Source organism: Georhizobium profundi (assembly GCF_003952725.1).
Lineage (GTDB): Bacteria > Pseudomonadota > Alphaproteobacteria > Rhizobiales > Rhizobiaceae > Georhizobium > Georhizobium profundi.
In genome coordinates this window covers 2,470,468-2,495,843 of record NZ_CP032509.1, presented here as the reverse complement: position 1 = coordinate 2,495,843, position 25,376 = coordinate 2,470,468, and the positions used below count along the sequence as shown (strand labels likewise).

23 protein-coding genes, 2 tRNA genes and 1 pseudogene are annotated in these 25,376 nt (G+C 62.6%); 10 read left to right on the top strand and 16 right to left on the bottom strand.

What is annotated here, in order from left to right; translation table 11 throughout:
* Positions 1-39: 39 nt before the first annotated feature.
* From D5400_RS11850 to D5400_RS11830, 5 genes and pseudogenes are all read right to left on the bottom strand, one after another.
* The gene (locus D5400_RS11850) at positions 40-252 is read right to left on the bottom strand and encodes a hypothetical protein (protein WP_245451276.1); all 213 of its coding nucleotides are present in this window, start codon (positions 250-252) and stop codon (positions 40-42) included.
* Between the two features lie 984 nt (positions 253-1,236).
* Positions 1,237-1,538 (bottom strand): annotated as a pseudogene (locus D5400_RS21855) (magnesium-translocating P-type ATPase); the annotation flags it as partial.
* Positions 1,436-1,750, bottom strand: a complete 315-nt coding sequence (locus D5400_RS21790) for a DUF6538 domain-containing protein (RefSeq protein WP_342635441.1) — start codon at positions 1,748-1,750, stop codon at positions 1,436-1,438. The gene D5400_RS21790 and the pseudogene D5400_RS21855, both read right to left, overlap by 103 nt.
* A 108-nt stretch (positions 1,751-1,858) precedes the next feature.
* Positions 1,859-1,932: transfer RNA gene (locus D5400_RS11835), tRNA-Gly, on the bottom strand.
* 19 nt (positions 1,933-1,951) lie between these two features.
* A tRNA-Tyr gene (locus D5400_RS11830) sits at positions 1,952-2,036 on the bottom strand.
* A 209-nt stretch (positions 2,037-2,245) separates the two neighbouring features.
* On the opposite strand from D5400_RS11830, the gene rlmB reads away from it, so the two are divergent.
* Entirely contained in the window at positions 2,246-3,148 is a 903-nt protein-coding gene (rlmB, locus tag D5400_RS11825) for a 23S rRNA (guanosine(2251)-2'-O)-methyltransferase RlmB (RefSeq protein ID WP_126010207.1), read from the top strand.
* Between the two features lie 57 nt (positions 3,149-3,205).
* Here rlmB and D5400_RS11820 read toward each other — a convergent pair whose 3' ends face one another.
* A complete protein-coding gene (locus tag D5400_RS11820) occupies positions 3,206-6,613 on the bottom strand; it encodes a YhdP family protein (protein WP_205665461.1) in 3,408 nt (1,135 codons plus the stop codon).
* A gap of 218 nt (positions 6,614-6,831) precedes the next feature.
* Here D5400_RS11820 and D5400_RS11815 point away from each other — a divergent pair, with 218 nt between their 5' ends.
* From D5400_RS11815 to D5400_RS11785, 7 genes are all read left to right on the top strand, one after another.
* Positions 6,832-7,299: a peroxiredoxin gene (locus D5400_RS11815; RefSeq protein ID WP_126010205.1), complete on the top strand. Its 468-nt coding sequence runs from the start codon at positions 6,832-6,834 to the stop codon at positions 7,297-7,299.
* 16 nt (positions 7,300-7,315) lie between these two features.
* Positions 7,316-8,170: a ferritin-like domain-containing protein gene (locus tag D5400_RS11810; RefSeq protein WP_126013164.1), complete on the top strand. Its 855-nt coding sequence runs from the start codon at positions 7,316-7,318 to the stop codon at positions 8,168-8,170.
* Between the two features lie 96 nt (positions 8,171-8,266).
* Positions 8,267-9,562 (top strand): M23 family metallopeptidase, encoded by a 1,296-nt coding sequence (locus D5400_RS11805; RefSeq protein WP_245451275.1) that lies wholly within the window; start codon positions 8,267-8,269, stop codon positions 9,560-9,562.
* A gap of 213 nt (positions 9,563-9,775) precedes the next feature.
* The gene (locus D5400_RS11800; RefSeq protein WP_126010204.1) at positions 9,776-11,338 is read left to right on the top strand and encodes a DEAD/DEAH box helicase; all 1,563 of its coding nucleotides are present in this window, start codon (positions 9,776-9,778) and stop codon (positions 11,336-11,338) included.
* 14 nt (positions 11,339-11,352) lie between these two features.
* Complete coding sequence (locus D5400_RS11795) at positions 11,353-11,715, top strand: DUF423 domain-containing protein (protein ID WP_126010203.1); 363 nt, start codon at positions 11,353-11,355, stop codon at positions 11,713-11,715.
* Positions 11,716-11,913: 198 nt separating this feature from the next.
* Entirely contained in the window at positions 11,914-12,471 is a 558-nt protein-coding gene (locus D5400_RS11790) for a TRAP transporter small permease subunit (RefSeq protein ID WP_126010202.1), read from the top strand.
* Positions 12,472-12,477: 6 nt separating this feature from the next.
* Positions 12,478-13,869: a TRAP transporter large permease gene (locus tag D5400_RS11785; protein ID WP_126010201.1), complete on the top strand. Its 1,392-nt coding sequence runs from the start codon at positions 12,478-12,480 to the stop codon at positions 13,867-13,869.
* A gap of 90 nt (positions 13,870-13,959) precedes the next feature.
* Here D5400_RS11785 and D5400_RS11780 read toward each other — a convergent pair whose 3' ends face one another.
* From D5400_RS11780 to D5400_RS11740, 9 genes are all read right to left on the bottom strand, one after another.
* Positions 13,960-15,057, bottom strand: a complete 1,098-nt coding sequence (locus D5400_RS11780; RefSeq protein WP_126010200.1) for a TRAP transporter substrate-binding protein — start codon at positions 15,055-15,057, stop codon at positions 13,960-13,962.
* Between the two features lie 174 nt (positions 15,058-15,231).
* Positions 15,232-15,378, bottom strand: coding sequence for a DUF3309 family protein (locus D5400_RS11775; RefSeq protein ID WP_404861743.1), 147 nt, complete (start codon positions 15,376-15,378; stop codon positions 15,232-15,234).
* Between the two features lie 242 nt (positions 15,379-15,620).
* Positions 15,621-16,019, bottom strand: coding sequence for a Fe-S cluster assembly scaffold SufA (gene sufA, locus D5400_RS11770; protein WP_126010198.1), 399 nt, complete (start codon positions 16,017-16,019; stop codon positions 15,621-15,623).
* A gap of 102 nt (positions 16,020-16,121) precedes the next feature.
* On the bottom strand, positions 16,122-16,538 hold the full coding sequence (locus D5400_RS11765) for an SUF system Fe-S cluster assembly protein (protein ID WP_164527870.1): 417 nt from the start codon (positions 16,536-16,538) through the stop codon (positions 16,122-16,124).
* A 30-nt stretch (positions 16,539-16,568) separates the two neighbouring features.
* Complete coding sequence (locus tag D5400_RS11760; RefSeq protein WP_126010197.1) at positions 16,569-17,810, bottom strand: cysteine desulfurase; 1,242 nt, start codon at positions 17,808-17,810, stop codon at positions 16,569-16,571.
* Entirely contained in the window at positions 17,810-19,066 is a 1,257-nt protein-coding gene (gene sufD, locus D5400_RS11755; RefSeq protein ID WP_126010196.1) for a Fe-S cluster assembly protein SufD, read from the bottom strand. Before sufD ends, D5400_RS11760 begins: the two co-directional genes overlap by 1 nt.
* A gap of 28 nt (positions 19,067-19,094) precedes the next feature.
* Positions 19,095-19,850 carry a Fe-S cluster assembly ATPase SufC gene (gene sufC / locus D5400_RS11750; RefSeq protein WP_126010195.1) on the bottom strand — a complete coding sequence of 252 codons (756 nt, stop codon included), beginning with the start codon at positions 19,848-19,850 and terminating at the stop codon, positions 19,095-19,097.
* A 51-nt stretch (positions 19,851-19,901) separates the two neighbouring features.
* A complete protein-coding gene (gene sufB, locus D5400_RS11745) occupies positions 19,902-21,371 on the bottom strand; it encodes a Fe-S cluster assembly protein SufB (protein ID WP_126010194.1) in 1,470 nt (489 codons plus the stop codon).
* A gap of 122 nt (positions 21,372-21,493) precedes the next feature.
* Entirely contained in the window at positions 21,494-22,654 is a 1,161-nt protein-coding gene (locus D5400_RS11740; RefSeq protein ID WP_126013155.1) for a cysteine desulfurase family protein, read from the bottom strand.
* A gap of 419 nt (positions 22,655-23,073) precedes the next feature.
* Here D5400_RS11740 and D5400_RS11735 point away from each other — a divergent pair, with 419 nt between their 5' ends.
* A complete protein-coding gene (locus D5400_RS11735) occupies positions 23,074-23,751 on the top strand; it encodes an alpha/beta hydrolase (RefSeq protein WP_126010193.1) in 678 nt (225 codons plus the stop codon).
* Positions 23,752-23,771: 20 nt separating this feature from the next.
* On the top strand, positions 23,772-24,230 hold the full coding sequence (locus D5400_RS11730) for a GNAT family N-acetyltransferase (protein WP_164527869.1): 459 nt from the start codon (positions 23,772-23,774) through the stop codon (positions 24,228-24,230).
* Here the strand turns inward: D5400_RS11730 and D5400_RS11725 are convergent.
* Positions 24,196-25,341, bottom strand: a complete 1,146-nt coding sequence (locus D5400_RS11725; RefSeq protein ID WP_126013152.1) for an anhydro-N-acetylmuramic acid kinase — start codon at positions 25,339-25,341, stop codon at positions 24,196-24,198. The two genes, D5400_RS11730 and D5400_RS11725, sit on opposite strands and share 35 nt — an antisense overlap.
* Positions 25,342-25,376: the final 35 nt, after the last annotated feature.

The window sequence follows — 25,376 nt, the reverse complement described above, 5'->3', positions numbered from 1 at the left end:
ATTGATCGAAGTCAGTTCTTATGGGCGCAAGCCATTGCGTCAGTTGATGGCGCAAGCGGTGCGCGGATCGAACCCTTCAAATCCCAGGCGCGGGCAATCGCACCGCTCGTCGAATTCGGATGGCGCTTCGGTGCGCTTGCATGCCAGATCCGTGCGGTATGCGTAGCCCGGCAAATCCTGGTAGTGCCGCGCTGCCTCAGTCGTGCAAGCCGACAGCGTCATGGCTGCCACAGCGATCACAATCCATCGCATGGGTGCTCTCCTTGCCTGTCCAAGGGTGCATGGTGCCATCAAACGCGCGTCGCCGCGTTGTCGTTCGTCAAGTCGCGGGTTCCTGACGGCGCCCGCCGACGCATGCCGCGAGGACGGAAGAACCCGTTGACGGCGACGCTAGGGCGATGAGGATCCCCGCCCTCGCCTTTTTCCTCTCATCCAGAGGATTGTCGACGCGGGATCGACGAGAAGATCTTCGTGGAGTGCCAGACGGAGGAAGGCATCATACAGCGCTCGGATTGGCTTTCTGTATTCCAGGACGTCGTGACAATCCTGCACAAGGACCTCGTATCCCCGATCCTGACGGCCCAATATCTTTTCTTCGAGAAAATCGAGCGCGTCCCGGACACTGCATATCTGGACCGTGACGCTTTCGTTGTGGCGCACGGACAGAGGTCTGTCGAACAAGCGATCCGCCATAGGCTTCACCTTCTGAACAAGCAGGCTGAAACCACCTCGAGTATCGCAGCCTCAATACCCGGCATTGATCTGCGTCAATTAGGCCATCGAATCTCTCAGGAATGCACAGCGACTTTCGCCGTTCAGGTAAGAATTCTGATACCACGGTTGCGAAGGCCGGAAGCGCAGCGCTTCGGTTCTATCGCCCCTGCTACGTCTTGGCGGAGCCACGCCCAGCAAGGCGTTTTATGCTCGTCGGCCCGTATAGTTGGAGCGCAGTGTGGCCCTCGCCATCGGAGCATTGCGAGGAATGTTTTCGCAAAAGGGTTTTAGGTCCGTTTGCATGCAAGCCCGGTCAAGCCCGGTCAGCCCAGGGCCGGGATGCAGAGCGCCGAGTCGCCTGGAGACCATGGCAGCCATAGAACCGGCGTTTCACGAACTCGACAAGGTCCAGATAGGCCGCCGTCATCCCACCAAGCGCAACGAGAAGCAGTGGCGGCGGCGGTTGGAAGCCAAGCCAGACGCCGGCAGACGTGAAGGGAAGCAAAGCGGCGGCCGCCACCGATCGACCGTTTCGAGCGGTATGGGAAGCTCCGAGAGGTCGTAGAGTAGGTTGTTCAGCAATATCTGCACGGGAAGCATGGGTAGAAACCGCAGGACACACCGCCCGCCATGGAGAACATGTTCCCGAAGTTCGAGCTCGTCCCCATCATCACGTATTTCATGATATTGGCGAAGGTCCGCCGCCCTTCGCGCACGCCCTTCACCAGCACGTCCAGGTCGTTTCTGAGAAGGATGCTAGACGCGGCCTCCCTCGCCACGTCGACCGAGACGCCGACATCGGCCACGTGCAGCGAAGGGGCGTCGCAACCCAATAGTCCTGATCTGCAGCTTCCAACGCGTCTCGTTTGGCCCGCGCCTCGGCGAGGTCATCGGTCTTCAGCGAAGCCCGAATCAAGCCCGACGCCGTGCGTCCGTCGAGTGGGAGGAATCTCGCTGGCACCCGCCGCCAGTAGTAATAGATGCCGCTTTGCTGGACCAGGAAACGGTCTGGATCGACCTTCTGGGAGTGTCTCATCGCGCACCTGCACATCGCACAGTGTGCACAAAAGTATACCAAGCGTCAGCGCAACGACGCTTCCGACAGGCCAAAAGCCCCCATTTTCGGGGTTTCTGCGAGACCGGCTGGAGCGGGTAGCGGGAATCGAACCCGCATATTCAGCTTGGAAGGCTGCTGCTCTACCATTGAGCTATACCCGCGGGCAGTCATCAGGCGAAGTGGTGGAGAGGGCTGGATTCGAACCAGCGTAGGCTAAGCCAACGGATTTACAGTCCGCCCCTTTTAACCGCTCAGGCACCTCTCCAAACTTCGCCGGCGCCCCGCTTGGCGGGTGGCCGTTGGAGCGACGATCGCTGCCCTGGGCAAGCTCCGTCGAACCGGGGCGGGTTATGCCGGTCGGGCCGATAGCTGTCAACCGATCCCCGCGAAATTAATGCGATACGGGCAGGCGCGCCTCAAACAGCATCGGCGAAAGGCTTTGCGGCCACCTCGGCGCCGTCTATAAGCCGATCCATGACCTCAAAGAAAACAACCGGCGCAGCCGGCGGAAGCGGAGGTGGGCCGCGCGATGCGGGCTCACCCAAAGACAGTCACTATGCGCGCCTGCGCCGGGCCTACCGCGACACCAAAGCGGATGATGGCGGCCAGAAGCGTGATGCGCCGCGCAAGCGCAAGGAGGGCGCGGGCCCACCGCTGCCGCCCGACCGCGTCTATCTGTACGGCCTGCACACGGTGCGCGCCGCGCTCGACAATCCTGCCCGCACGATCCTGTCCATGCGGGTCACGCGCAACGCGCTCGCCCGTCTCGAAGTGGAGGACACGGCAAGCCTGCCCTTCCCGGTCGAGATGGTCGCTCCCGGCGCCATCGACGATCTGCTCGGCGACGATGCGATCCACCAGGGCGTCGTCGTCGAAGCGAATGCCCTGCCCTTGCGACGCCTTGCCGATCTCAAGGACAGCCCGCTTCTGCTGGTTCTCGACCAGGTGACGGACCCGCACAATGTCGGCGCCATCATGCGCAGCGCCGTTGCATTCGGGGCCGGCGCGGTCATCACCACCCAGCGTCACAGCCCGACCGAATCCGGCGTCATGGCCAAATCAGCATCCGGCGCGCTGGAACTGATCCCCTATATCCAGATCACGAATCTGGCCGACGCGATCGGCGAACTGCAGGCGCTCGGCTTCCTGACGCTCGGCCTCGATTCGGAAGCCGACGGTCCGCTGGAAGCCAAGCTCGTCGGCGAGCGGATCGCTCTCGTGCTGGGGGCAGAAGGCAAAGGCCTGCGCCAGAAGACGCGCGAGACAGTCGACGGCCTGGTGCGCCTCGACATGCCGGGTGCCATCAAGTCGCTCAACGTCTCCAACGCCGCAGCCATTGCGCTCTATGCGGCGCACCGGCATCTGCAGGCATCCTGAGCTTCTGGGCGCAGCGGAGATCGCTGCGCCAGTTTGGGGCCAAAATGTCCGCCAGCCTCAAAACTCGAAGATCTGCCGGAACACGCCCGGCGCGATCGCCGAGATCGGGTTGACCGTCAGTTGCGGCGCACTCACCTGCCCGTCCAGGCGGAACGTGATCCCGATCAAGCCCCGGTCTCGCCCGTTGCCGAGCAACGCGCCGAACAGCGGTATTTCCGCAAAAAGCCGGTTGAGGCCATAGGCCGGCATGAACGTGCCGGTCACGGCCATGTTGCCGCCTGCATCCCTGACGACGCCCTGGAACGACAGTCCGATCTCTTGGCCGCGCAGCACACCGTTTGCGACGCCCACGGTTCCGTTGGTGATCTCGATATCCGTGTAGCCACGCTCGAATCGCATGGAATTGACGTCGACCGAACTCTGGATCGCGTCGCTGACTCTCCCCGGCGCGCCGGAAGCGCGTGCTGTCACCAGCTCTTTCAGGTGATTCTCGTTGATGACTGCGAAATCCGCGATCCGCACATTGCCACGGAAAGGTCCGTCACCGGACCGTTGCAGCGCCACCTCGATGCGCCCGGCCGAGACCCGCCGGTAGAGATCGGCAAAGCGCGCAAGCGCGCCGGCATCGCCCGCCGTCAGATTTGCTTGTCCGATGCCATCTGTCTCGGCAAAGGTCAGCACTGCCGCCTCGCCGCTTCCTGTCACGGCTTTCAGGTCCACCCCGATCGGGCGGCTTCCTCGGCCGGAATAGCGCACCGATACGCCGGACAGCACTTCCCCGTCGAAACCGAGCACCTGTGCGACATCGGCAGAAACAGAGACCTGTTGCGACCCGCCACCGCCAGCACCGCTTCCACCTTCGGAGCCAGCCCGCAGCTTGCGGATCAACGGCCGCGCATCGAAGGATCGGCCCCGAACATCGATGTCGAATGCGCCACCGCTGGCCTTTGCAATGGAAATGTCGAAGTCGTCGCTGGTCGAAAGCCGTACATTGGATAGATCCAGTGTGGCCAACTGTCCGGCGGTCAGGCGTGCAGAGCCCCTGGCAGCGATGCCGTCGCCCGTTAGCACGATGTCGTTCAGATCGAGACCGTCGTCGCGGGCGCGCATTGTCAGACTCACCGATGCCCGCGTGCCGGGTTCCTTCCGCCAGCCGATTGCGGGCGGAATCAGCGTCGCGCCTGAGAGATCGATCTCGACCTTGTCCTCGCCCGGTCCGGTCTGCTCCATGGTCAAAGTGATTGGCCCAGCGAGAAGACCGGAAAGGCCCGGCAGCAGGTCTGCCCGTTCACGGTCGCCGATAGTGCCACTGATCTTGCGGGCTGCAGTGACACCCGCTTCGGGATCAAGTGGACGGGTCACAGTGATGTCGAGCGGCGCACCGTCGATCGTGGCCTTTCCTTCGAGCACCGCCTTTTGCGGGTCGACCGACAGATTGCCGTTCACCGCCGAGAGCATGCGCCCTTCCACGGGTTTTGAGACGGCAACATCGGTCAGCGCCATTTTCACGTCATAGGCGGGCACAGGCGGGTCCTGATCGCGGATCAGGCCGAAACGCGCTTGTACATGAGCGTCGATGGAACCGCTGAGATCCTCGGGCTGATAGCCGACCCGGTCGAGAACGGCGATCGGCCGATAGGAGATCAGCTCGGCCATGGCGTCGGCGCCGCCGGCGAGCTGCAGATCCATATCCGCCATCAACGGACGAAGATCGGTGCGTCTGATCGCGAATGTGCCGTTCTCGACAGCAACCGTCCGACCCGAGGGAAAATAGGCGGTGGCCGCTTCGATATCGACTTCGAGGGCTCGCCCTCGAAAGACGACGTTCGCCTGCGTGTCGCGCAGCGGCGGAATATCACCCGCCACATGCACCCGGGGTCCGCTGACCCGCATGGAGATCTGCAGCTGGTTTTCGTCCAGGTCCAGACGCCCGGGTTGCTCGGCCATGCGCCCAGCCGGGATATAGAGCCTAATCTGCCCATTGGAGCCGATGCCGCCGACCACATTGTCGATCACCCATTGGCGCGGACGCACCGCCACCCAGTGAGGCCAGAGCTGCTTGAGAGAAGCCGTGTCCAGCTGATCGAACGCACCGGCGAGGCTGATCGCGGGTGAGGACGCGCCAAATTCAATGGCGGCAGAGGCGACGACCGTCCCCGGTCCCGTATCGAGCGCGATCTCGTCGAAGATCAGCTTCCTGTCTGCCCCGAGAAATCGGGCGGAGATTTTCCCGTCCACGGCAAGCGCTTCAAACTCGGTATCCGTCGGGTCGAACATCGCCTGATCCACGACGAGCTCCGCCGCGATCCCCGCAGCGGCGTCGTCGCCGAGCCGAGACAGATCGACGAGCCCGCCACTGAACGGGATGGTCGTATCTGCGACAGTCATGCGCGACGGCAGCACCTCGATCTTGCCCTGTTCCTTGAAGTAACCGAGCCCCAGACGGCTCTCCCGCAGCGGCGAAACGATCCCGCCAAGCGTGAGGTCGCCCTCGCTGAACGACACCTGGGCCTTCAACATCGGCTGGTCGGGCTTTGGTGTCCGTCGCGCACTGAGCGAGATGTCCGTCTCGCTTTCGACGCCGAACCGTTGCCGCTGCCGCTCGATCGGCTCATCGTCCAGACTGTTCGTGAAGGCCTCGTTGCCGAAAGTGTGCAGGCCGGTGAGTCGCACGAGAATCTGTTCGAGCGTATCGGCCCGCTCGTGGCGCAGCGCCTGTCCGTCAAGCGCGATCGTCTGCCCTCCGATCATGAACGACCCGCTGAGCGTCACGTTTTCCCGATCGGACAACGCGAGCTGCAGTTCCTCGATCCGCGGAGCGTCGGCAGCCCCGGTATTCGCCAATTCGGCATTGGTCAGCAGAATCGACCGTGTGCGGCTGCGCTGGAGCAGCTGGAGAGCCCGGTCCAGTGCCGCGAACGCGCTTTCCGTCAGCGGCTCCAGCGAATCGACCCGCAGCGCGCTCCAGTCCGTCGCCGGCCCACCGGCAAGCATCGTCGCGTCGAGCACGACCCCAGAAATCTCTACCTCGACCACTTTGATTTCGCCGCGCAGAAGCGGCATCGGATCGAGCAACAGCCGCACGGCCTCGACGGACGACAGCGCCTCGCCGAACGCATCGTCTCGCGCCCCGCTGGCTGCCGGCTCACGAAGTGCCAGGGGCGACCGCTGCACCGACACCGTATCGGCCTCGATCGCGATGCGCCCGTCCCGGCCGACGCGCACCGAGGCACGGTCGACCTCCACGATGGTTTCGGGACCTGCGATCGTGGCGAGCGCCGATTGGGCCCGACCGGCGAAGAGCGAATCAAAGGCGCCGAACTGCAGACCTGCGAAAACGGCGAGCAGAATGCCCGTCAAAACGCCGCTCACGAGCAGGGAAAAGCGCATCAGACGCCTGGCCCGGCTGCGTTTTGCCTTTTTTTCCGCCGCATCCACGGATGCCGTGTTCGGTGATGGGTTCATGCGCTCTGTGTTGCCGATCCGCTCGTTCCTGTCAGCCCCGTTGAACCCAAACCACGCCGATTGGCACCGGCGTTCCCTGCAATGTGGCCGAAAATGCCGCTTCGGGGAAACGCTTTCGACGCGAAGTGCGGCACCATCCAAATCGAAGCGGCTGGACGGCAGGCGGTTTGACCATATATCGCGTCCATCACGCCCCCTTTCAGCATTGGAGACCATCGATGAGCGAATTGTCCGAAGGCATGCAGGCCCCCGCATTCACATTGCCGCGCGATGGCGGCGGCGACGTTTCGCTCTCCGAATTCGGCGGAAAAAAGGTCGTGCTCTATTTCTATCCGAAGGATGACACGAGCGGCTGCACCACCGAGGCCATCGCCTTCACTGCCTTGAAGCAGGATTTTGCGGATGCCGACACGGTCGTCATCGGCATGTCGCCCGACCCGGTGAAGAAGCACGACAAGTTCCGCGACAAGCACAGCCTGGATGTGATTCTTGCTGCCGACGAGGACAAGTCGACGCTCGAAGCCTATGGCGTCTGGCAGGAAAAGAGCATGTACGGCAAGAAGTACATGGGCGTAGAGCGCACCACGCTTTTGATCGATCGCGACGGCAAGATCGCCCGCATTTGGCCGAAGGTGAAGGTGCCGGGTCACGCCGAAGAGGTCCTGGCTGCCGCCAAGGATCTCTAGGCAGGTGACTCAAGACATCAGTCGGGCGACGCATGCTCCTGCTTCGAAAGAAGATTATGCGGCAAGATCGCTTCGCGACGGCGCTGCCCGCGCGATCGCAGCAGCCGATCTCGACGAGAAAACCTGGCTGACTCAGGAAACGGCGCGGCGCTGGCATCAGCGTCGCCTGTCGCTCTCAAGCCCGCTCGATCTTGGCGTACCCGATCGGCCGGGCCGCCCGGATCGGCCCGAACTTGTGCCGCCGACGAAGGTCAAGAGGCGCTCGCTCAACTCGGAGCGTGGCCGCATCGCGCTTCTGCATGCGATTGCCCATATCGAGCTCAACGCGATCGATCTTGCGCTCGATATCGTGGCCCGCTTCGCCGGCGCCCGCATGCCGCAGAGCTTCTTCGACGGCTGGATGCGGGTCGCCTTTGAAGAAGCCAAGCATTTCAATCTAATACGCGATCGTCTTCGCGCGCTCGGTGCGGACTATGGCGATCTGCCCGCCCATGATGGCCTTTGGCAGGCGGCGCACGACACGCGCAACGACCTGACTGCAAGGCTTGCCGTCGTGCCGCTCATCCTGGAAGCGCGCGGGCTCGACGTGACGCCCGCTCTCCAAGCCAAGATGCGCAAGTCAGGAGACATGGAAAGCGCTGCCATCCTCGACATCATCTATGAAGACGAGAAGACCCACGTGGCTGTCGGCGCGAAATGGTTCCGCTTCCTCTGCCAGCGCCAGGGCCGTGACCCGACTGCGACCTTCCAGGCATTGGTGCGCGCGAATTTCCGCGGCCCGCTGAAACCACCATTCAACGATCTGGCCCGAGCCGAAGCCGGGCTCTCGCCCTCGTTCTATCGGGCTTTGACCGCGACCAGCATGTCCTGAAACACCATCCGGCCAAACTGCCCCGCCGGAAAGGGGGTGTTAACCTTAACATTGTCTAATAGCCGTCATTGGTCTGGCAGCGGCAGAGGCAGCACCTTGGCGCAATCGCAAAAAGTTTCAGCGTTCGGTCGGCGCAAGACGGAGCACACGCTCATTCTCGCAAGCGGCGAACGCATTCGCCACATGACGATCCGTCCCTGGGTCGTGGGCCTCGCTGGCTGCGCTGCCGCGCTTCTGCTTGGCGGCTACTTCGTTGCGACCACCTATCTCATTCTCCGCGACGATCTGATCGGCGCCTCCGTTGCGCGCCAGGCCCGCATCCAGCACGTCTATGAAGACCGCATCGCGGCGTTGCGTGCCCAGGTCGATCGTGTCACCAGCCGCCAGATGCTGGATCAGCGCATGATGGAAGACCAGGTCGAGAAGCTGATGGCGCACCAGGCGGCGCTTTCCTCGCGCCATGGCCGGCTCGATGCGATCCTGGAGCGCGCGGGCGATGCCGTTGCGCCCGAGATCGAAGCGCCCTTGCCGACCCCGCGTCCTGACGGTCCGGCACGCCGCGCTGCCCTTTCCGGATCGGGCGATGCGCTCGATGCGATCGCCATGATCACCGACAGCACGACCACGGCAACCACTCCGCCAAGCAGCAGGGTGAGTGCCTATGCTCCGACGGCGCGCAGCCAGGCGGATCGCTCCGACCGGCTGTTCCTCGAATTGCGCTCCTCCCTGGACGATCTTGAAACGGAACAGATGCAGAAGGTGCGTGCCCTGGCGGCCAACGCTTCGGGCACCGCCGAAGCGATTGCCGGCATCCTGCGCAACACGGGCCTCGATGTTCCGTTGAACGATGAAACGGCCATGGGTGGCCCCTATCTGCCCCGGCGTGGCGGCGGCGCATTCGACGCGACGCTCGACGAGCTCGACCTCGCTCTGAATCGTTTGGACATGATCCGCGACCATGCAGCGCGCATGCCGCTCGGCAACCCGGCAGAAGGCCATCCCATCACCAGCCGTTACGGCACGCGGCGCGATCCGTTCTTTCGGCGCGCTGCCTTCCATGCGGGCATCGATTTCCGCGTCGCCAAAGGTGAATCGATCGAAGCTGCCGGCAGCGGCACGGTCATCGGCGCAGGCCGGCGCGGCGGCTACGGCAAGATGGTGGAGATCGACCATGGCGAAGGCGTCGTCACCCGCTACGCCCATTTGTCCGACATTCTCGTATCGGAGGGCCAGACCGTTTCGCGTGGCGACTTGATCGGCCGTGCTGGTAGTACCGGCCGCTCCACCGGTCCGCATCTCCACTATGAGGTTCGCTTCCATGACGAGCCGGTCGATCCGGCGCGCTTCCTCCAGGCAGGCGCATCGCTGGAGCCGCTTCTGGCCGCACGGTAACCATCCGTGCGCCGAAGGGGCGCACGAAGTGCCTGCAATGCCTGCCTTCCTTGACTTTCCGCCGTATAGGGCCTATGTGCCCGCTCATCCAGGCGTCATTGCCGCTTGAGCGCTTAGCGCTGCCAGGTGCGAACTTCATGTGTTTGCGCCACTGTCCGCACACATAGATGTCAGCCCCGATCCTAAGAGATCAGAACGGAAACAAGTTTCCCCTTGACCAAATTCTCCGAACTTGGCCTGAGCCAGAAAGTCCTCTCCGCAGTCACCGACGCGGGCTATAGCGAACCCACACCGATTCAGGAAGGGGCCATTCCACCGGCCTTGGAACGACGCGACGTTCTCGGCATCGCTCAGACGGGAACCGGCAAGACCGCTTCTTTCGTTCTGCCGATGCTGACGCTGCTGGAAAAGGGCCGCGCCCGGGCGCGCATGCCGCGCACGCTCATTCTTGAGCCGACGCGCGAACTGGCTGCACAGGTTGCCGAGAATTTCGAGAAGTACGGCAAAAACCACAAGCTCAACGTTGCGCTCCTGATCGGCGGCGTTTCCTTCGATGAGCAGGATCGCAAGCTGGAACGTGGCGCAGACGTTCTCATCTGCACCCCCGGCCGCCTGCTCGACCATTGCGAGCGCGGCAAGCTTCTGATGAGCGGCGTCGAAGTCCTCGTGATCGACGAAGCCGACCGCATGCTCGACATGGGCTTCATCCCGGATATCGAGCGCATCGTGAAGCTCATTCCGTTTACCCGCCAGACTCTGTTCTTCTCGGCCACCATGCCGCCCGAAATTCAGAAGCTCGCCGACAATTTCCTGCAGAACCCGGTCCGCGTCGAAGTCTCGACCCGCTCGTCCACGGCCACGACCGTCACGCAGCGTCTCGTTGCCTGCGGCAACAAGGATTTCGAGAAGCGTTCGGCATTGCGCGACTTGATCCGCGCCCAGGACGACCTCAAGAACGCGATCATCTTCTGCAACCGCAAGCGCGATGTGGCCGATCTCTTCCGCTCGCTCGCCCGCCACGAATTCTCGGCAGGCGCTTTGCACGGCGATATGGACCAGCGGTCCCGCACGACGATGCTGCACAATTTCCGTGAAGGAAAGCTGCAGCTTCTCGTGGCCTCCGACGTCGCCGCACGCGGGCTCGACATTCCGGATGTGAGCCACGTCTTCAATTTCGACGTGCCGATCCATGCCGAAGACTACGTCCACCGCATCGGCCGCACCGGTCGTGCCGGCAGGTCCGGGAAGGCCTTCACGCTCGTGACCAAGCGCGAGGCGAAGTACACGGACGCGATCGAAAAGCTGATCGATCAGAAGATCGAGTGGCTCGATGGTGACATCTCGACCATCGTGCAGTCACCGGACGAAGACGATCGGCGCGGTCGCGCCAAGTCTTCTGGTCGCAAGGAACGCTCGGGCCGCAAGTCGGATGGCCCGCGCACCCGTCCTGCCCGCGAGGAAGCATTGATCGAGGCCGCCGCCGAACTGGCAGCCGCCGGCACGCCAGCTGTCCAGGAACAGGCGGCAGCGCCGGTTGCGGAACGGGCGCCGGCAGAACGCGCTCCTGTGGAACGCGCAGCTGTCGCCGAAGAGGCTCCACGCCCGCAGCGCCAGGATGCCGCCAATGACGACCGTCGCAACCGCGGTCGCGACAACGCCCGCGATAATGCTCGGGACAACAACCAGCGCCGCCGTTCGCAGCGTGACGACGAGTTCACGCCTGTCGGCTTTGGCGACGACATTCCCGCTTTCATGACAATCGCCGCTCGCGCCTGAACGGCCGCGCTTCGATGCGAAGGGCCGCGATTCTGGTCATAGCCGCCGGTTTGCTCGGTGCGGCCGGCGTCGCGCTTGCAGCCGCCGCGTCGCACGGCGGTGAGCCTCGCCTTCTTGCAAGCGCCGCTGCGCTGTCGCTTGCACACGCGCCTGCTCTTCTTGGGCTCGCTTCTCTTTCCGAAAAATCGCGCCTGTTGCTGCCCGCCGGCCTTCTGCTCGCGCTCGGCACGATGCTGTTTGCAGCCGATCTCACGCTGCGCGCCACGGCAGGCAGCGCGCTCTTTCCGTTGTCGGCACCCATCGGCGGCTTCGGGATGATCGCCGGCTGGGTCGTCGTTGCGATCGCCGGACTGGTGATGGCGACGCGCCGCGGCTGACAATCCACCTCTGGCGGTTGCGTCTGCGCGCGTGTCGGTCTATCGAGTGCCGTCAATCCGGGCGTTTGCTACCCGGATCGCCGGACCGGGCATGATGGTGCAGGCCGAGGAGGAGCGGCTGCGCAGTTTGCCGCTCACCCATGCCTGCCGTCAAACCCGGTCTCAAGCTCTCAACTTCTTGGTTCAGAGGCTGAACTAATGTCGTTCCTAGCCGCGATCGTTAAGGCGATCGGCCGTTTCAACGGCTTTCTCGGTCAGATCCTTGCCTGGCTCTCGCTCGGCATCGTGCTGGTCTGCTTCACCGTCGTCGTCCAGCGCTATCTCTTCTCCACATCGCTGATCTGGATGCAGGATCTCTATGTCTGGTTGAATGGCGCCATGTTCATGGGCATCGCTGGCTTCGCGCTCCTGCGCGACGACCACGTCCGTGTCGACATCTTCTATCGGCCGGCTACCATCCAGAGAAAGGCGATGATCGATCTCTTCGGCGTCGTCGTGTTCCTGCTGCCCTTCTGCTACGTCGTCATTCTCTACAGCTGGACTTACGTGATGCGCTCGTGGAGCCTTGGCGAAGGATCGGCCAATTTCGGCGGCATGCCCGGCCTCTACATTCTGAAGTCCTTCATCTTCGTCTTCGCCGGTGTCGTGGCGCTCCAGGGCCTCGCCATGGCCGGGCGCAGCATCCTCGTTCTGTCCGGACGGGAAGAACTTTTGCCCGCAGATCTGCGGTATCGCCTTCCGGGCGAAGGGGAGTAATCGACAATGGATCCTGTACTGATCGGCGAGATTCTCGCCGGGGCGATGTTCTTCGGCATCATCGGCGTGCTGATGCTGGGCTTCCCGGTTGCCTTCACGCTTGCCGGCGTGTCGCTCATTTTCGGCCTGGTCGGCATGTTCTTCGGCGTGTTCGATCCATCGAATTTTGGCTCGCTCGCCAGCCGCTACCTCGGCTTCATGACGAACGAGGTCCTCGTCGCTGTCCCGCTCTTCATCTTCATGGGCGTGATGCTCGAACGATCGGGCATCGCCGAACAGCTTCTCCTGACCATGGGCAAGCTCTTCGGAAATCTGCGCGGCGGGCTTGGCATTTCCGTGATCCTCGTCGGCGCGCTGCTCGCGGCATCCACCGGCGTCGTCGGTGCAACCGTCGTCACCATGGGCCTCATCTCGCTGCCGGCCATGCTGCGCGCTGGCTATGACCCCAAGCTCGCATCCGGCGTCATCTGTGCATCGGGCACGCTTGGCCAGATCATCCCGCCATCGACCGTGCTGATCTTCATGGGCGACATGCTGTCAGGCATCAACGCCCAGGTGCAGATGGCCAAGGGCAACTTCGCCCCCGCCCCCGTTTCGGTCGGCGACCTCTTCGCCGGCGCCATCATCCCGGGCATCATGCTCGTCGGTCTCTATCTGCTGTGGATGGTCTTCAAGGCGATCACGGCGCCTGAAAGCTGCCCGGCAACGCCGGTGCCGGCCGAGGAGAAGAAGGACCTCTGGAAAGAAGTCATCACCGCGCTCGTGCCGCCGCTCATGCTGATCATTGCCGTGCTCGGCTCGATCCTCGGCGGCATCGCAACGCCGACGGAGGCAGCCTCGGTAGGCGCCATCGGCGCAACGATCCTTGCAGCACTGCGCTGGCGTCTGTCGTTCCAGGTCCTGCGCGAAGTCACGATCTCCACCGCAACCATCACCTCGATGGTGTTCATCATCCTGCTCGGCGCATCCGTGTTCTCGATCGTCTTCCGCCTCATGGGCGGCGACAATCTGGTCCACGACATCCTGACCGCCCTGCCCGGCGGCGTCTATGGCGCGCTCATCGTCGTCATGCTGATGATGTTCGTGCTCGGCTTCATCCTGGATACATTCGAGATCATCTTCATCATCGTGCCGATCACGGCACCGGTGCTGCTCAATCTCGGTGTTGATCCCGTCTGGCTCGGCGTCTTGATCGGCGTCAACCTGCAGACCAGCTTCCTGACGCCGCCCTTCGGCTTTGCGCTCTTCTATCTGCGCGGCGTGGCACCCAACCGGGTCACCACGGGCATGATCTATCGCGGCGTCATCCCGTTCGTCGGGCTGCAGGTCGTGGCGATCGCGTTGCTGTTCATCTTTCCGGAGCTGGCCACCTGGCTGCCGCGCTGGATCTACAGCTGATCCCGAAGCCGCGGTCTTTCCGCCGAACAAAAAAAGCCCGGAGCAGGACGCTCCGGGCTTTTCTGTTTGGTCAGATGAGCGCGTGGGCGCTCAGATCTGGAAGTACTTTTCGCGTGCCTGGATGAAGAGCGAGTCGGTGCCCTGGGTCTTCTGGCGAACGATGTTGAGCGCCGAGATGAAGCTCTCGGCGGTTTTCTTTGTCAGCTCATCACCCGAATCGCGCAGACCCGTCAGGATCTCGGTGGCGGCCTGTGCACCGGCTTCCATGATCTCCTCGGGGAACTGGCGGATCTGGACGCCGTGGTCGTTGACCAGCGTCTGCAGCGCGCGCGGGTCGTTGGCGGCGAAATCGGCCGCAACGGCATCGTACTCGGCCTGGCAGCAATCACGGATGATCGCCTGTAGGTCGGCCGGCAGTGCCGTGTACTTGGCCTTGTCGACGACGAGCTCGGTTGCGAGGCCCGGCTCGATGAAGCTCGGGAAGTAGTAGTTCTTGGCGATCTGATAGAAGCCGAGCGCGAGGTCGTTGTAAGGACCGACGAACTCAGCAGCGTCGAGCGTGCCCGACTGCAGCGCCTGGAAGATCTCGCCCGCCGCCATGTTGGTAACGGAAGCGCCGAGGCGTTCCCAAACCTGACCGCCGAGGCCGGGTGTGCGGAAACGAAGGCCCTGAACGTCTGCGACGCCCGTCAGCTCGTTGCGGAACCAGCCACCGGCCTGCGTCCCCGTGTCGCCGGACAGGAAGCCCTGCACGCCGTACTGGTCGTAGATCTCATCCCAGATTTCCTGGCCACCGAGGTAGCGCACCCAACCGGTCAGCTCGCGCGAGGTCATGCCGAACGGAACGCCGGTAAAGAAGTTCAAAGCCTGGCTCTTGTTCTGCCAGTAATAGGCAGCGCCGTGGCTCATCTCAGCCGAACCGTCGATGACAGCGTCCAGCGACTGCAGCGGCGGGACAAGCTCGCCTGCCGAGTAGAGCTGGATTGTCAGACGGCCGCCCGAAGCGGCGGTGATGCGGTCGGCAAGGCGCTGTGCGCCGACACCAAGACCAGGAAAGTTCTTCGGCCACGTGGTGACCATGCGCCAGGTCTGATTTTCCTGAGCGATGGCCGGCGCCGCAAGCATCGAGCTTGCAGCGACGCCAACACCGGCAAATCCAGCCTTTGTGATGAATGAACGGCGATCCATTGGGTTTTCCTCCACTGTCTATACCCGAACAGGTCGTCGGGCGACGTTGAAGTAAACCTTCTGGATTCCGCCCTACGCTGTCGGTCCACATCGCATAGGAGGGCGGGATAGTCTAGCAGAGCGGCCTCGAAGATCGCTTGCAATAGAGCTTGAGGTAAACGTGCTCTATGCCGTTCAGGTCAGAAGAAGAATGATCAGGACCACAACGATCACGAGGCCAAGACCGCCGGACGGGCCATAACCCCAGCTTCGGCTGTAGCCCCAGCGCGGCAAGGCGCCAATGACCAGAAGCACGAGCAAGATGAGAATGATGAGTTCCACGGCAATGTCCTTCCGTCACCGCGCAGGCTGGATCGTTCCTGTTGCGAACGTCCAGCGCGCAATCTTGGGTTCTAGACGAGCCCGAGCAGCGAAAGGATGAAGCCTATGACGACGATAAGGCCGACGATGTAGACGATGGTATGCATGAGCGTGCTGTCTCCGCTGTTCAGGTCTCGAACAAACGGAAACATGACGCTTTTGTTCCGGAGCTGCTCACAAATGCGTGAACGCTTGCGCTGCTCTCAAGCGTCGCCGCGAATCACGGCATCACCGCGCTTGGCAAGCGCTTCCAGATCTGCTGGCTTCAACTCGACTGACTCGCCGCAACCACAGGCGGACGTCTGGTTGGGATTGTTGAACACGAACCCCGAACGCAGCTTGGTGGTCTCGTAATCCATCTGAGTGCCGAGCAGGAACAGCACGGCCTCGGGTGCAACGTAGACGCGGGCACCGTCCGCTTCGATCAGATCGTCCTTCGCCGACGGCGCATCGACGAGTTCCACCGTGTATTCCATACCGGCGCAGCCACCCTTCTTGATGCCGACGCGGATTCCTTCGGCGGGCTGGTTGGCGTTGGCGACGATCGCCTTTACGCGCTTCGCAGCCGCGTCGGTCATGGTCATGACAGCGAACTGACCCATTCGAAACTCCTGCCCTGAAGGGCGTTTGCGCAGCAAATCAGCTGCGCTTCGGTATCAACCTAATCACGGCCAGGGTCGGCCGCAAGACATCGGGTTCTCCCGTCAATACCAGCCGACGGCGACCTGAGCTTCTTCGCTCATGCGCGCAGGCGTCCACGGCGGATCGAAGGTGAGCTTCACGTCGACGCCCGACACGCCTTCGACGGTCCCAACGGCGTTTTCCACCCAGCCCGGCATTTCTCCGGCGACGGGACATCCAGGCGCGGTCAGCGTCATGTCGACCTTGACCATGCGGTCATCCTCGATGTCGATCTTGTAGATCAGTCCAAGCTCGTAGATATCGGCCGGGATTTCAGGATCGTACACGGTCTTCAGCGCCGCGATGATGTCGTCCGTCATCCGCGCAAGCTCTTCCTGCGGGATGGCCGATACGGTCGACGAGGATGCCTCGGCGGCATCGACAGTTGCCACTGGCGGTGCAACGCTCGCATCGTCTGGCTTGGCGGTAGTTTCGGTCATCCTGGCAGTTCCTGTTCGTGGTTTCCGCGCTCAGGCGAAGAAGGCACGCGCTTTTTCAAGCGCTTCCACAAGGACATCCACTTCCTTGCGCGTGTTGTACATCCCGAAGGATGCCCTGCATGTGGAGGTCACGCCGAAACGCTTCAAGAGCGGCTGCGCGCAGTGGGTACCCGCTCGAACCGCCACGCCCGAGCGATCGATCACCATCGACACGTCATGGGCGTGGATGCCCTCGATCTCGAAGGAGAAGATTGCGCCCTTGCCCGGCGCATCGCCGATCACGCGCAGCGCGTTGACTGACTGAAGCTTCTCGCGCGCATAGGCCGTCAGATCCGCTTCGTGGGCGGCAATCGCTTCGCGGCCGATGCTGTCCATGTAGTCGAGCGCAGCGCCGAGCCCGATCGCCTGAACGATCGGCGGCGTCCCGGCCTCGAAGCGATGCGGCGGCTCGTTGTACGTCACACCCTCTTCCGATACGTCGACGATCATCTCGCCGCCGCCCTGGAAGGGCCGCATCTTCTTCAGCATCTCGGTCTTGCCGTAGAGCACGCCGATGCCGGACGGACCGTACACCTTGTGCCCCGTGAAGACGTAGAAATCGCAATCGATGTCGCGGACATCCACCGGCATGTGAACGGCCGCCTGGCTGCCATCGACGAGCACGGGGATGCCACGCTCGTGCGCGATGCGGCAAACCTCCTTGACCGGGATGACGGTGCCGAGCACGTTCGACATGTGGGTGATCGCCACCAGCTTCGTGCGCTCCGTGAGGCTCGCAGCAAACGCATCGAGATCGAAGGACCCGTCGTCACCGACCGGCACCCAGACGAGCTTTGCGCCCTGCCGCTCGCGGATGAAATGCCACGGCACGATATTGGAGTGATGCTCCATGATCGTCAGCACGATCTCGTCACCCTCGCCGATATGCGGCATGCCGTAACCGTAGGCGACGGTGTTGATCGCCTCCGTCGTCGACTTCGTAAAGACGATCTCGTCTTCGGATGCAGCATTGAGGAAGCGCTTCACCTTGCTGCGCGATGCCTCATAGGCATCGGTCGCCGCATTCGACAGGAAATGCAGCCCGCGATGCACGTTCGCATACTCGTTCGAGTAAGCGTGCGTGATCGCATCGATCACCGCCTGCGGCTTCTGCGCCGATGCGCCATTGTCGAGATAGACCAGCGGCTTGCCGTAGACTTCCCGGGAAAGGATCGGGAAGTCGCGGCGGATCGCTTCGACGTCATAGCCATTGCGTGCGGTGCGGGCGTCCATCAAACGTGCTTTTCCAACCAGGTTTCGATCACGCCATGCAGCGCGTCGGTCAGCGGCTCGTCGTCGAGCTCTTCGACGACCTCATTGACGAAGGCCTGCACCAGCATGCGCCGTGCAACGGCTTCCGGAATGCCACGCGATTTCAGATAGAAAAGATGAACCGCATCGATGTCGGCAACCGTGGCACCGTGGGCGCACTGAACGTCGTCGGCAAAGATCTCGAGTTCCGGCTTGGTGGAGAACTCGCCTTCGTCGGAAAGAAGCAGCGTATTGGAGGCCATCCGCGCATCAGTCTTCTGCGCATGCGGCGCCACGCGGATCTGGCCCTGGAACACGCCACGCGCCCGGTCGAAGACGACATTGCGGATGATTTCCGTCGAGGTCGTGTTCGGCACGTCATGGCCGAGCGTCATCGTCACGTCCGTATGACTGTCGCCGCCGAGCAGATTGACGCCGCGCAGCTTGAAGTCGGCGCCTTCGCCGGCCGTCACCACATGCACTTCCTGGCGAATGAGCTTGCCGCCGGCATTGATGATGCACAGCGTCAGCCGCGCATCCTCGCCAAGCGACACATTGATCTGCCCGAGATGACTGTCTGCACGGCCCTGCCCCTGGACGATCACCCAGGTGACGTTGGCCTCCCGCTCAAGCTTGAGGTTCGTCACGGCCGAGACGAGCGCTGGAGCATCGCCGGAATTCAGATGGCGTTCGACGAGCGTCACGCCGGCATTGGCGCCAACGTGAACCTCGTGACGCAGATGCGCCTGGCCACCATCATGGACCGCCTGCAGCTCGATCGGCGCCTCGACCTTCGAACCATCTGCGATCGTGATCGCAAAGCCAGTGTCCGCAAAAGCCGCATTGAGATGACCGACAGCATCGTCGTCACCCCGTGCGGCAAGCGTCAGCGATCCGTCGGCAAGGCGCGTCTGGAAGTCGACCACGCTTACGCCGGCAGGCACAACGCCGTCCTGGGCGCTTGATGCCAGAACCGTAGCGCCGGCGATCAGCGGCTCGACAACATGCTGCGACAGCCCCGCACCTTGCGGCACGTCGCGCAGCAGCGACCGGAAATCGGTATAATGCCAGCTTTCCACCCGACGCGTCGGCAGTCCACGGCTGAGCAACGCACCGAACAGCGCGCTGCGCTGCGACAGCGCTGCGTCGCCACCCGGCAGGGATTGCTTCACCGCATCGAAATGCGTCGACAGGGCCTGTTCGCCGGCCGTCAGCGGCGGCTTTGTTTGAATGGTCATCGGCTTGCGCTCCTTTGTTCCAGGTGCATCAAGCGGCCGCGCCGATGATGTCCGCGTAACCGTTCTCTTCGAGTTCGAGCGCGATGTCCTTGCCGCCCGACTTCACGACCTGCCCCTTGTAGAGCACGTGAACCGTGTCCGGCACGATGTGCTCGAGCAGGCGCTGATAGTGCGTGATCACGACCATCGCGCGGTCCGGCGAGCGCAGCGCGTTGACGCCATCGGCAACGATCTTCAGCGCATCGATATCGAGGCCGGAATCGGTCTCGTCCAAAACGCAGAGCTTTGGCTGAAGCAGCGCCATCTGCAGGATTTCGGCCCGCTTCTTCTCACCACCCGAAAAACCGACATTGACCGGACGCTTTAGCATGCCGATGTCGATCTGGAGATCGGCGGCAGATGCCTTGACGAGGCGCAGAAAGTCCGGCGTCGACAGTTCGCCTTCGCCCCGCGCCTTGCGCTGCTCGTTGAGCGCCACCTTCAGGAACTGCATCGTCGCCACACCCGGAATTTCGACCGGATACTGGAAAGCAAGGAAAAGGCCCGAAGCAGCACGCTCCGACACGTCCATTTCCAGAATGCTCTCGCCATTGAAGAGAATGTCGCCCTCGGTGACTTCGTAGTCTGAGCGTCCTGCGAGGATATAGGAAAGCGTCGACTTGCCCGACCCGTTCGGCCCCATGATCGCCGCCACTTCGCCCGCCTTGACGGTCAGATTCAGCCCCCGGATGATTTCGGTTTCGGTATCCGCGATGCGGGCGTGGAGATTCCTGATTTCAAGCATTGTCTTTGGACGTCCCTTGGTCTGTCTTTTGGCTCGAAGTGGCGGCTGTAATCAGCCGACGCTTCCCTCGAGCGAGATGTTGATGAGCTTCTGGGCCTCGACGGCGAATTCCATCGGCAGTTCCTGGATGACTTCGCGCACGAAACCATTGACGATGAGTGCGACGGCTTCCTCTTCCGGAATGCCGCGCTGCATGCAGTAGAACAGCTGATCCTCGGAGATCTTCGACGTCGTCGCCTCATGCTCGAACTGCGCCGTGGCGTTCTTGGCCTCGATGTACGGCACCGTATGCGCGCCGCACTGGTCACCGATCAGGAGCGAGTCGCACTGTGTGAAGTTGCGCGCATTCGCCGCCTTGCGGTGCGCCGAGACCTGGCCGCGATAGGTGTTCGACGAGTTGCCGGCCGAGATACCCTTGGAGATGATGCGGCTCGACGTGTTCTTGCCGAGATGGATCATCTTGGTGCCGCTATCGACCTGCTGATAGCCGTTCGAAACGGCGATCGAGTAGAACTCGCCACGCGAATTGTCGCCGCGCAGGATGCAGGACGGGTATTTCCAGGTGATCGCGGAGCCGGTCTCGACCTGCGTCCACGAGATCTTCGAGTTCTTGCCGCGGCAATCGCCACGCTTGGTCACGAAGTTGTAGATGCCGCCCTTGCCTTCCTTGTCGCCCGGGTACCAGTTCTGGACCGTCGAGTACTTGATCTCGGCATCGTCGAGAGCCACCAGTTCGACGACGGCAGCATGGAGCTGGTTTTCGTCGCGCTGCGGCGCGGTGCAGCCTTCAAGATAGGAAACGTAGGCGCCCTCTTCGCAGATGATCAGCGTGCGTTCGAACTGGCCAGTGTTCTTCTCGTTGATGCGGAAATAGGTCGAAAGCTCCATCGGGCAGCGCACGCCCTTGGGCACGAACACGAACGATCCGTCGGTGAAGACCGCCGAGTTGAGCGTGGCGTAATAATTGTCCGTCGTCGGAACGACCGTGCCGAGATATTTGCGCACCAGTTCCGGATGTTCGCGGACGGCCTCGGAGAACGACATGAAGAGCACGCCGGCCTTCTTCAGCTCTTCCTTGAAGGTTGTGACGACCGACACCGAATCGAAGACGGCATCGACGGCGACGCGGCGGTTCTCGACGCCGGCCAGAATTTCCTGTTCCCCGAGCGGGATGCCGAGCTTCTCGTAGGTGCGCAGAAGTTCCGGATCGACGTCGTCCAGGCTCTTCGGACCGGGCGTTTTCTTCGGCGCCGAGTAATAATAGATGTCGTTGAAGTCGATCTTCGGATAATCGACGCGGGCCCAGTTCGGCTCTTCGAGCGTCAGCCAGCGCTTGTAGGCGTCGAGCCGCCATTCGAGCATCCACTCCGGCTCTTCCTTCTTAGCGGAGATGAAGCGAATGATGTCTTCGCTCAGGCCCTTGGGAGCCTTGTCGCTTTCGATGATCGTCTCGAAACCGTACTTATATTGATCGACATCAATCTTTCGAACGCGTTCGATGGTTTCCTGCACTGCAGGCATCGCCATACTCCGTCTTTTTGTCACCACCGCCGAAAGCGGCGGATGGTTTCCCTGTCAGTTTGCGACGCTGGCTAACAGAAAGCCGGCGCCGGCGAAATCAGTTCCAGTGCAAGGCAGCCATGCTAGGCCGCAACTCTGCGCCGTCTTGCCGCAAGCCGCGAAAACGCGTCGATGCAGCGATCTACCTCGGCTTCGTCCGTCTGCCAGCCGGTACTGATGCGGACCGCTCCAGCTTCCGCGTCCAGCCCGAGCGCTTCGAGCACGTGGCTTCGCCCCACCTTGCCCGACGAACAGGCCGAGCCGGCGGATACCGAAAGCCCCTCGAGATCGAACCCAATCTGCATGGTCTCGGCCTTCATGCCCGGCAGCGCCACGTAGGTGGTGTTGCACAACCGTTCGGCTCCCGACGACACGATCTCGGCGTCCGGAGCGACCTTGAGCAGACCCGTCTCCAGCCGGTCGCGCAAGCTACGCAGCCGATCGGCTTCCGATGTCAAAGCGTCCCCTACTATATGGGCTGCGACACCAAAACCGACAATAGCACTCAGGTTTTCCGTGCCCGATCGATGACCCGATTCCTGACCGCCGCCGGCAACGAGTGGCACAGGCATCAATTGCTGGCCGCGCGAGACGAGCGCACCGATACCCTTCGGGCCACCCATTTTGTGCGCCGACAGCAAGAGAAAATCCGCACCGAGCGCGGCAATGTCGATCGCCAGCCGCCCCGGAGCCTGCACGGCATCCACGACGAGCACGCCGCCCGCCTTGCGGGTCAGGGCAGAAATTCTCGCGATAGGTTGGATGATGCCCGTCTCGTTGTTGGCGAGCGCCACCGCCACCATCGGAAGCCCGAGCGAGCTATCGTGCGCGCCCAGAGCGGCTTCAAGCCTTCCGAGATCCAGAACACCGTTGCGATCGACCGGCAGGCGCTCGATTGCGTCGACGGGAAAACGCCCGCCCGACAGCACGCAAGGGTGTTCAATCGCGCAGACATAAAGCCGCCCGATCGAAAGCGGCGACCGGCCCATGCGAAAATCCGGCGTCAGCACGTGGCTCGCCGCTTCGCTCGCGCCACTCGTGAAGATCACATTGGCTGGATCCGCGCCGACAAGCGTGGCGACCTTCGAGCGCCCATCTTCGATAAGCTTCCGGGCCTTTCGCCCTTCGGTATGGACAGAAGACGGATTGCCCACGACCGAGAAAGCGGCGATCATCTCCTCGCGCACGCCATCGAGCAATGGCGCCGTCGCATTGTAATCGAGATATGAGCGTTCGCCCGGCATATCGGTCCAGATCGATGTGTGCTGCGTAAATTCAGTTGGTTCTGATCGCGTCTCGAACTGCTTCTTGAGAGCCGCCACCACATGAAAGCGGATGGCCTCGCAGTTTCGAACCATTCTAAACTGTTGTAGGCCGCAGACCCTCGGGCGTCAAGGTTTGAGGTGCCAGGCGGTGGCGCTTGGACAGCATGACGCAAGCATTTTTCCCGCCCGGCAGGGCTTTGCGCATTTTTGTTGAAACGCGAAGGCCGCTTGCCTTAAGAGAGGCGACCGATCATTCGCGGTCCGACGACGGATCGCAAGGCGAGCGTCTGCGTTCACCATTGCCCTGCATCTGGATGCGCCAAACTTTCCGGCGCTGGTGGATGTGCTGATCCATCAAGGACAGTCGAGGGCACGCGCCGTATCGCGATGGAGTTACGATGCCTGAAGTCATCTTCAACGGCCCTGCCGGCCGTCTCGAAGGCCGCTATCAGCCGGCCAAGCAGAAAAATGCGCCGATCGCGATCATCCTGCATCCCCACCCGCAGTTCGGCGGGACGATGAACAACCAGATCGTCTATCAGCTCTTCTATATGTTCCAGCAGCGCGGTTTCACGACTTTGCGCTTCAATTTCCGCGGCATCGGCCGTAGCCAGGGCGCCTTCGACCATGGCGCGGGCGAATTGTCCGACGCCGCCGGCGCGCTCGATTGGGTGCAGTCGCTCCATCCCGATTCCAAGAGCTGCTGGGTTGCCGGCTATTCGTTCGGCTCGTGGATCGGCATGCAGCTCCTGATGCGCCGCCCCGAAATAGAAGGCTTCATCTCGGTCGCGCCGCAGCCCAACACTTACGACTTCTCGTTCCTGGCACCCTGCCCCTCCTCCGGCCTCATCATCCATGGCGATGCCGACCGCGTCGCTCCGGAAAAGGATGTTCAGGGGCTGGTCGAAAAGCTCAAGACGCAGAAGGGCATTCTCATCACGCAAAAGACCATGCCCGGTGCCAACCACTTCTTCTCCGGCCAGGTGGATGCCCTGATGGGCGAATGCTCCGATTATCTCGATGCTCGCCTGCGTGGCGAGCTGGTACCCGAGCCCGCCGCCAAGCGTATCCGCTGATCGACGGGCGGGAACGGACGATGACCATCGCTCTCAACGCCCGCCCCTTCGAAGCAGCAGACCTTCCCATCTACGCCGCCTGGTTCGAGGACGAGGAACTGCGGCGCCGCATCGATCCGCCGGACGGCTTCTGGCTGGAGCACGTTTCGCGCACCGATCAGGGCAATCGCTGCTATTGCCTGACGCTGGTCCAGGACGTCGATCTGATCGCCGTCGTGCAATATGATTTCGAGGATTTTGACCGCGTCTCGCTGCTGATCAGCGTCCGACCCGACAGCCGCGGCCGCGGCGTCGGTCGCGCGGCCTTGCTGCGCACCATCCCGGAATTGGCGCCCGAGGTCCGCTACATCGACAGCTATGTCGAACCCGATAATTTGGCATCGCTGGCGCTCATCCGCCGCATGGGTTTCGAACCGATCGAAGCGGATATCATCGACGAAGGCTTCATGGGCTTTCGGCTCTATGTGGATAGGCCGTAACGCCACCTGTGACCGGTGCTTTGACCCGCGTGGTGCCGGGAAATGTGAGCGCCAGCCCCTTCAGCGCGCGAACGGCAAGATAGGCCCAGGCCTCCGCCTCCATGCCATCTCCGTCCAGACCCAAATCCTCGGCCACCGCGACCTTGCCGCTGGATGCCGCCGCCATGGTGCGCAGATCCTCCACGATCACCCGGTTCTTCCGCCCACCGCCGCAGACGATCCAGCGCTTCGGAGGTGTGGGAAAGTGATCGGCCGCCTTGATGATGGCGGCAGCGCTCACATGCGCAAGCGTGCGCGCACCATCGGCGAGCTCAGCTTCGCGATCGCCCGGCGGCGGGAAATCGTTGCGATCGAGTGACCGGCGAATATCTGCCGTGAAAAAGTCCGAAGCGAGATATCTCTCGGCAAGCGCCGAGATTACGCCACCCTCGCTGGCGATCGCACCGCCCTGGTCGAACGGCACCCCGGCATGCCGCTCCACCCATTGATCGATCAGCGTGTTGCCGGGCCCGCTGTCGAAGGCGACCAGTTCTCCGCTCTCGCCGACATAGGTGACGTTCGAAATGCCGCCGATATTGACGAAAACCACAGGCCGCTCTTCGAGCGCGGCGGCGAGCGCACGGTGATAGACCGGCACCAGCGGCGCGCCCTCTCCGCCATGCGCCATGTCATTGGCCCGCATGTCATAGACCACGGGCACACCGAGTTCGTCCGCGAGCAGTTGCCCGAGACCGAGCTGCACCGTCAGCGCCTGCCCCGGCCGATGCAACACGGTCTGCCCATGGAACCCGATCACGTCGATATCGGAAAGCCGCAGACCGTTATCCGTCACAAACCGGCGTACGGCCTCGGCATGGCGCAGCGTCAGATCGCGCTCGAGCGTACCGAGATCGTCCGGCCGATCCTCGCGCTTGACGATGGCCTTGGCCGTTTCCAGCGCATCCGCCAGGCGGCGCCGAAACGCGGGCTCGTAGGAATAGCCTGCCGCAGGTCCACGCTCCACGACCGCCTCGCCATCGGTCGAGACGAGCGCGATGTCGATGCCATCGAGCGACGTGCCGCTCATCAGCCCGACGGCCGTCAGCCGGCTCTCTGACTCAACCCGTCCCATCACGCTCGATTTCCCGGCCGTAAGGGGTGAACTTC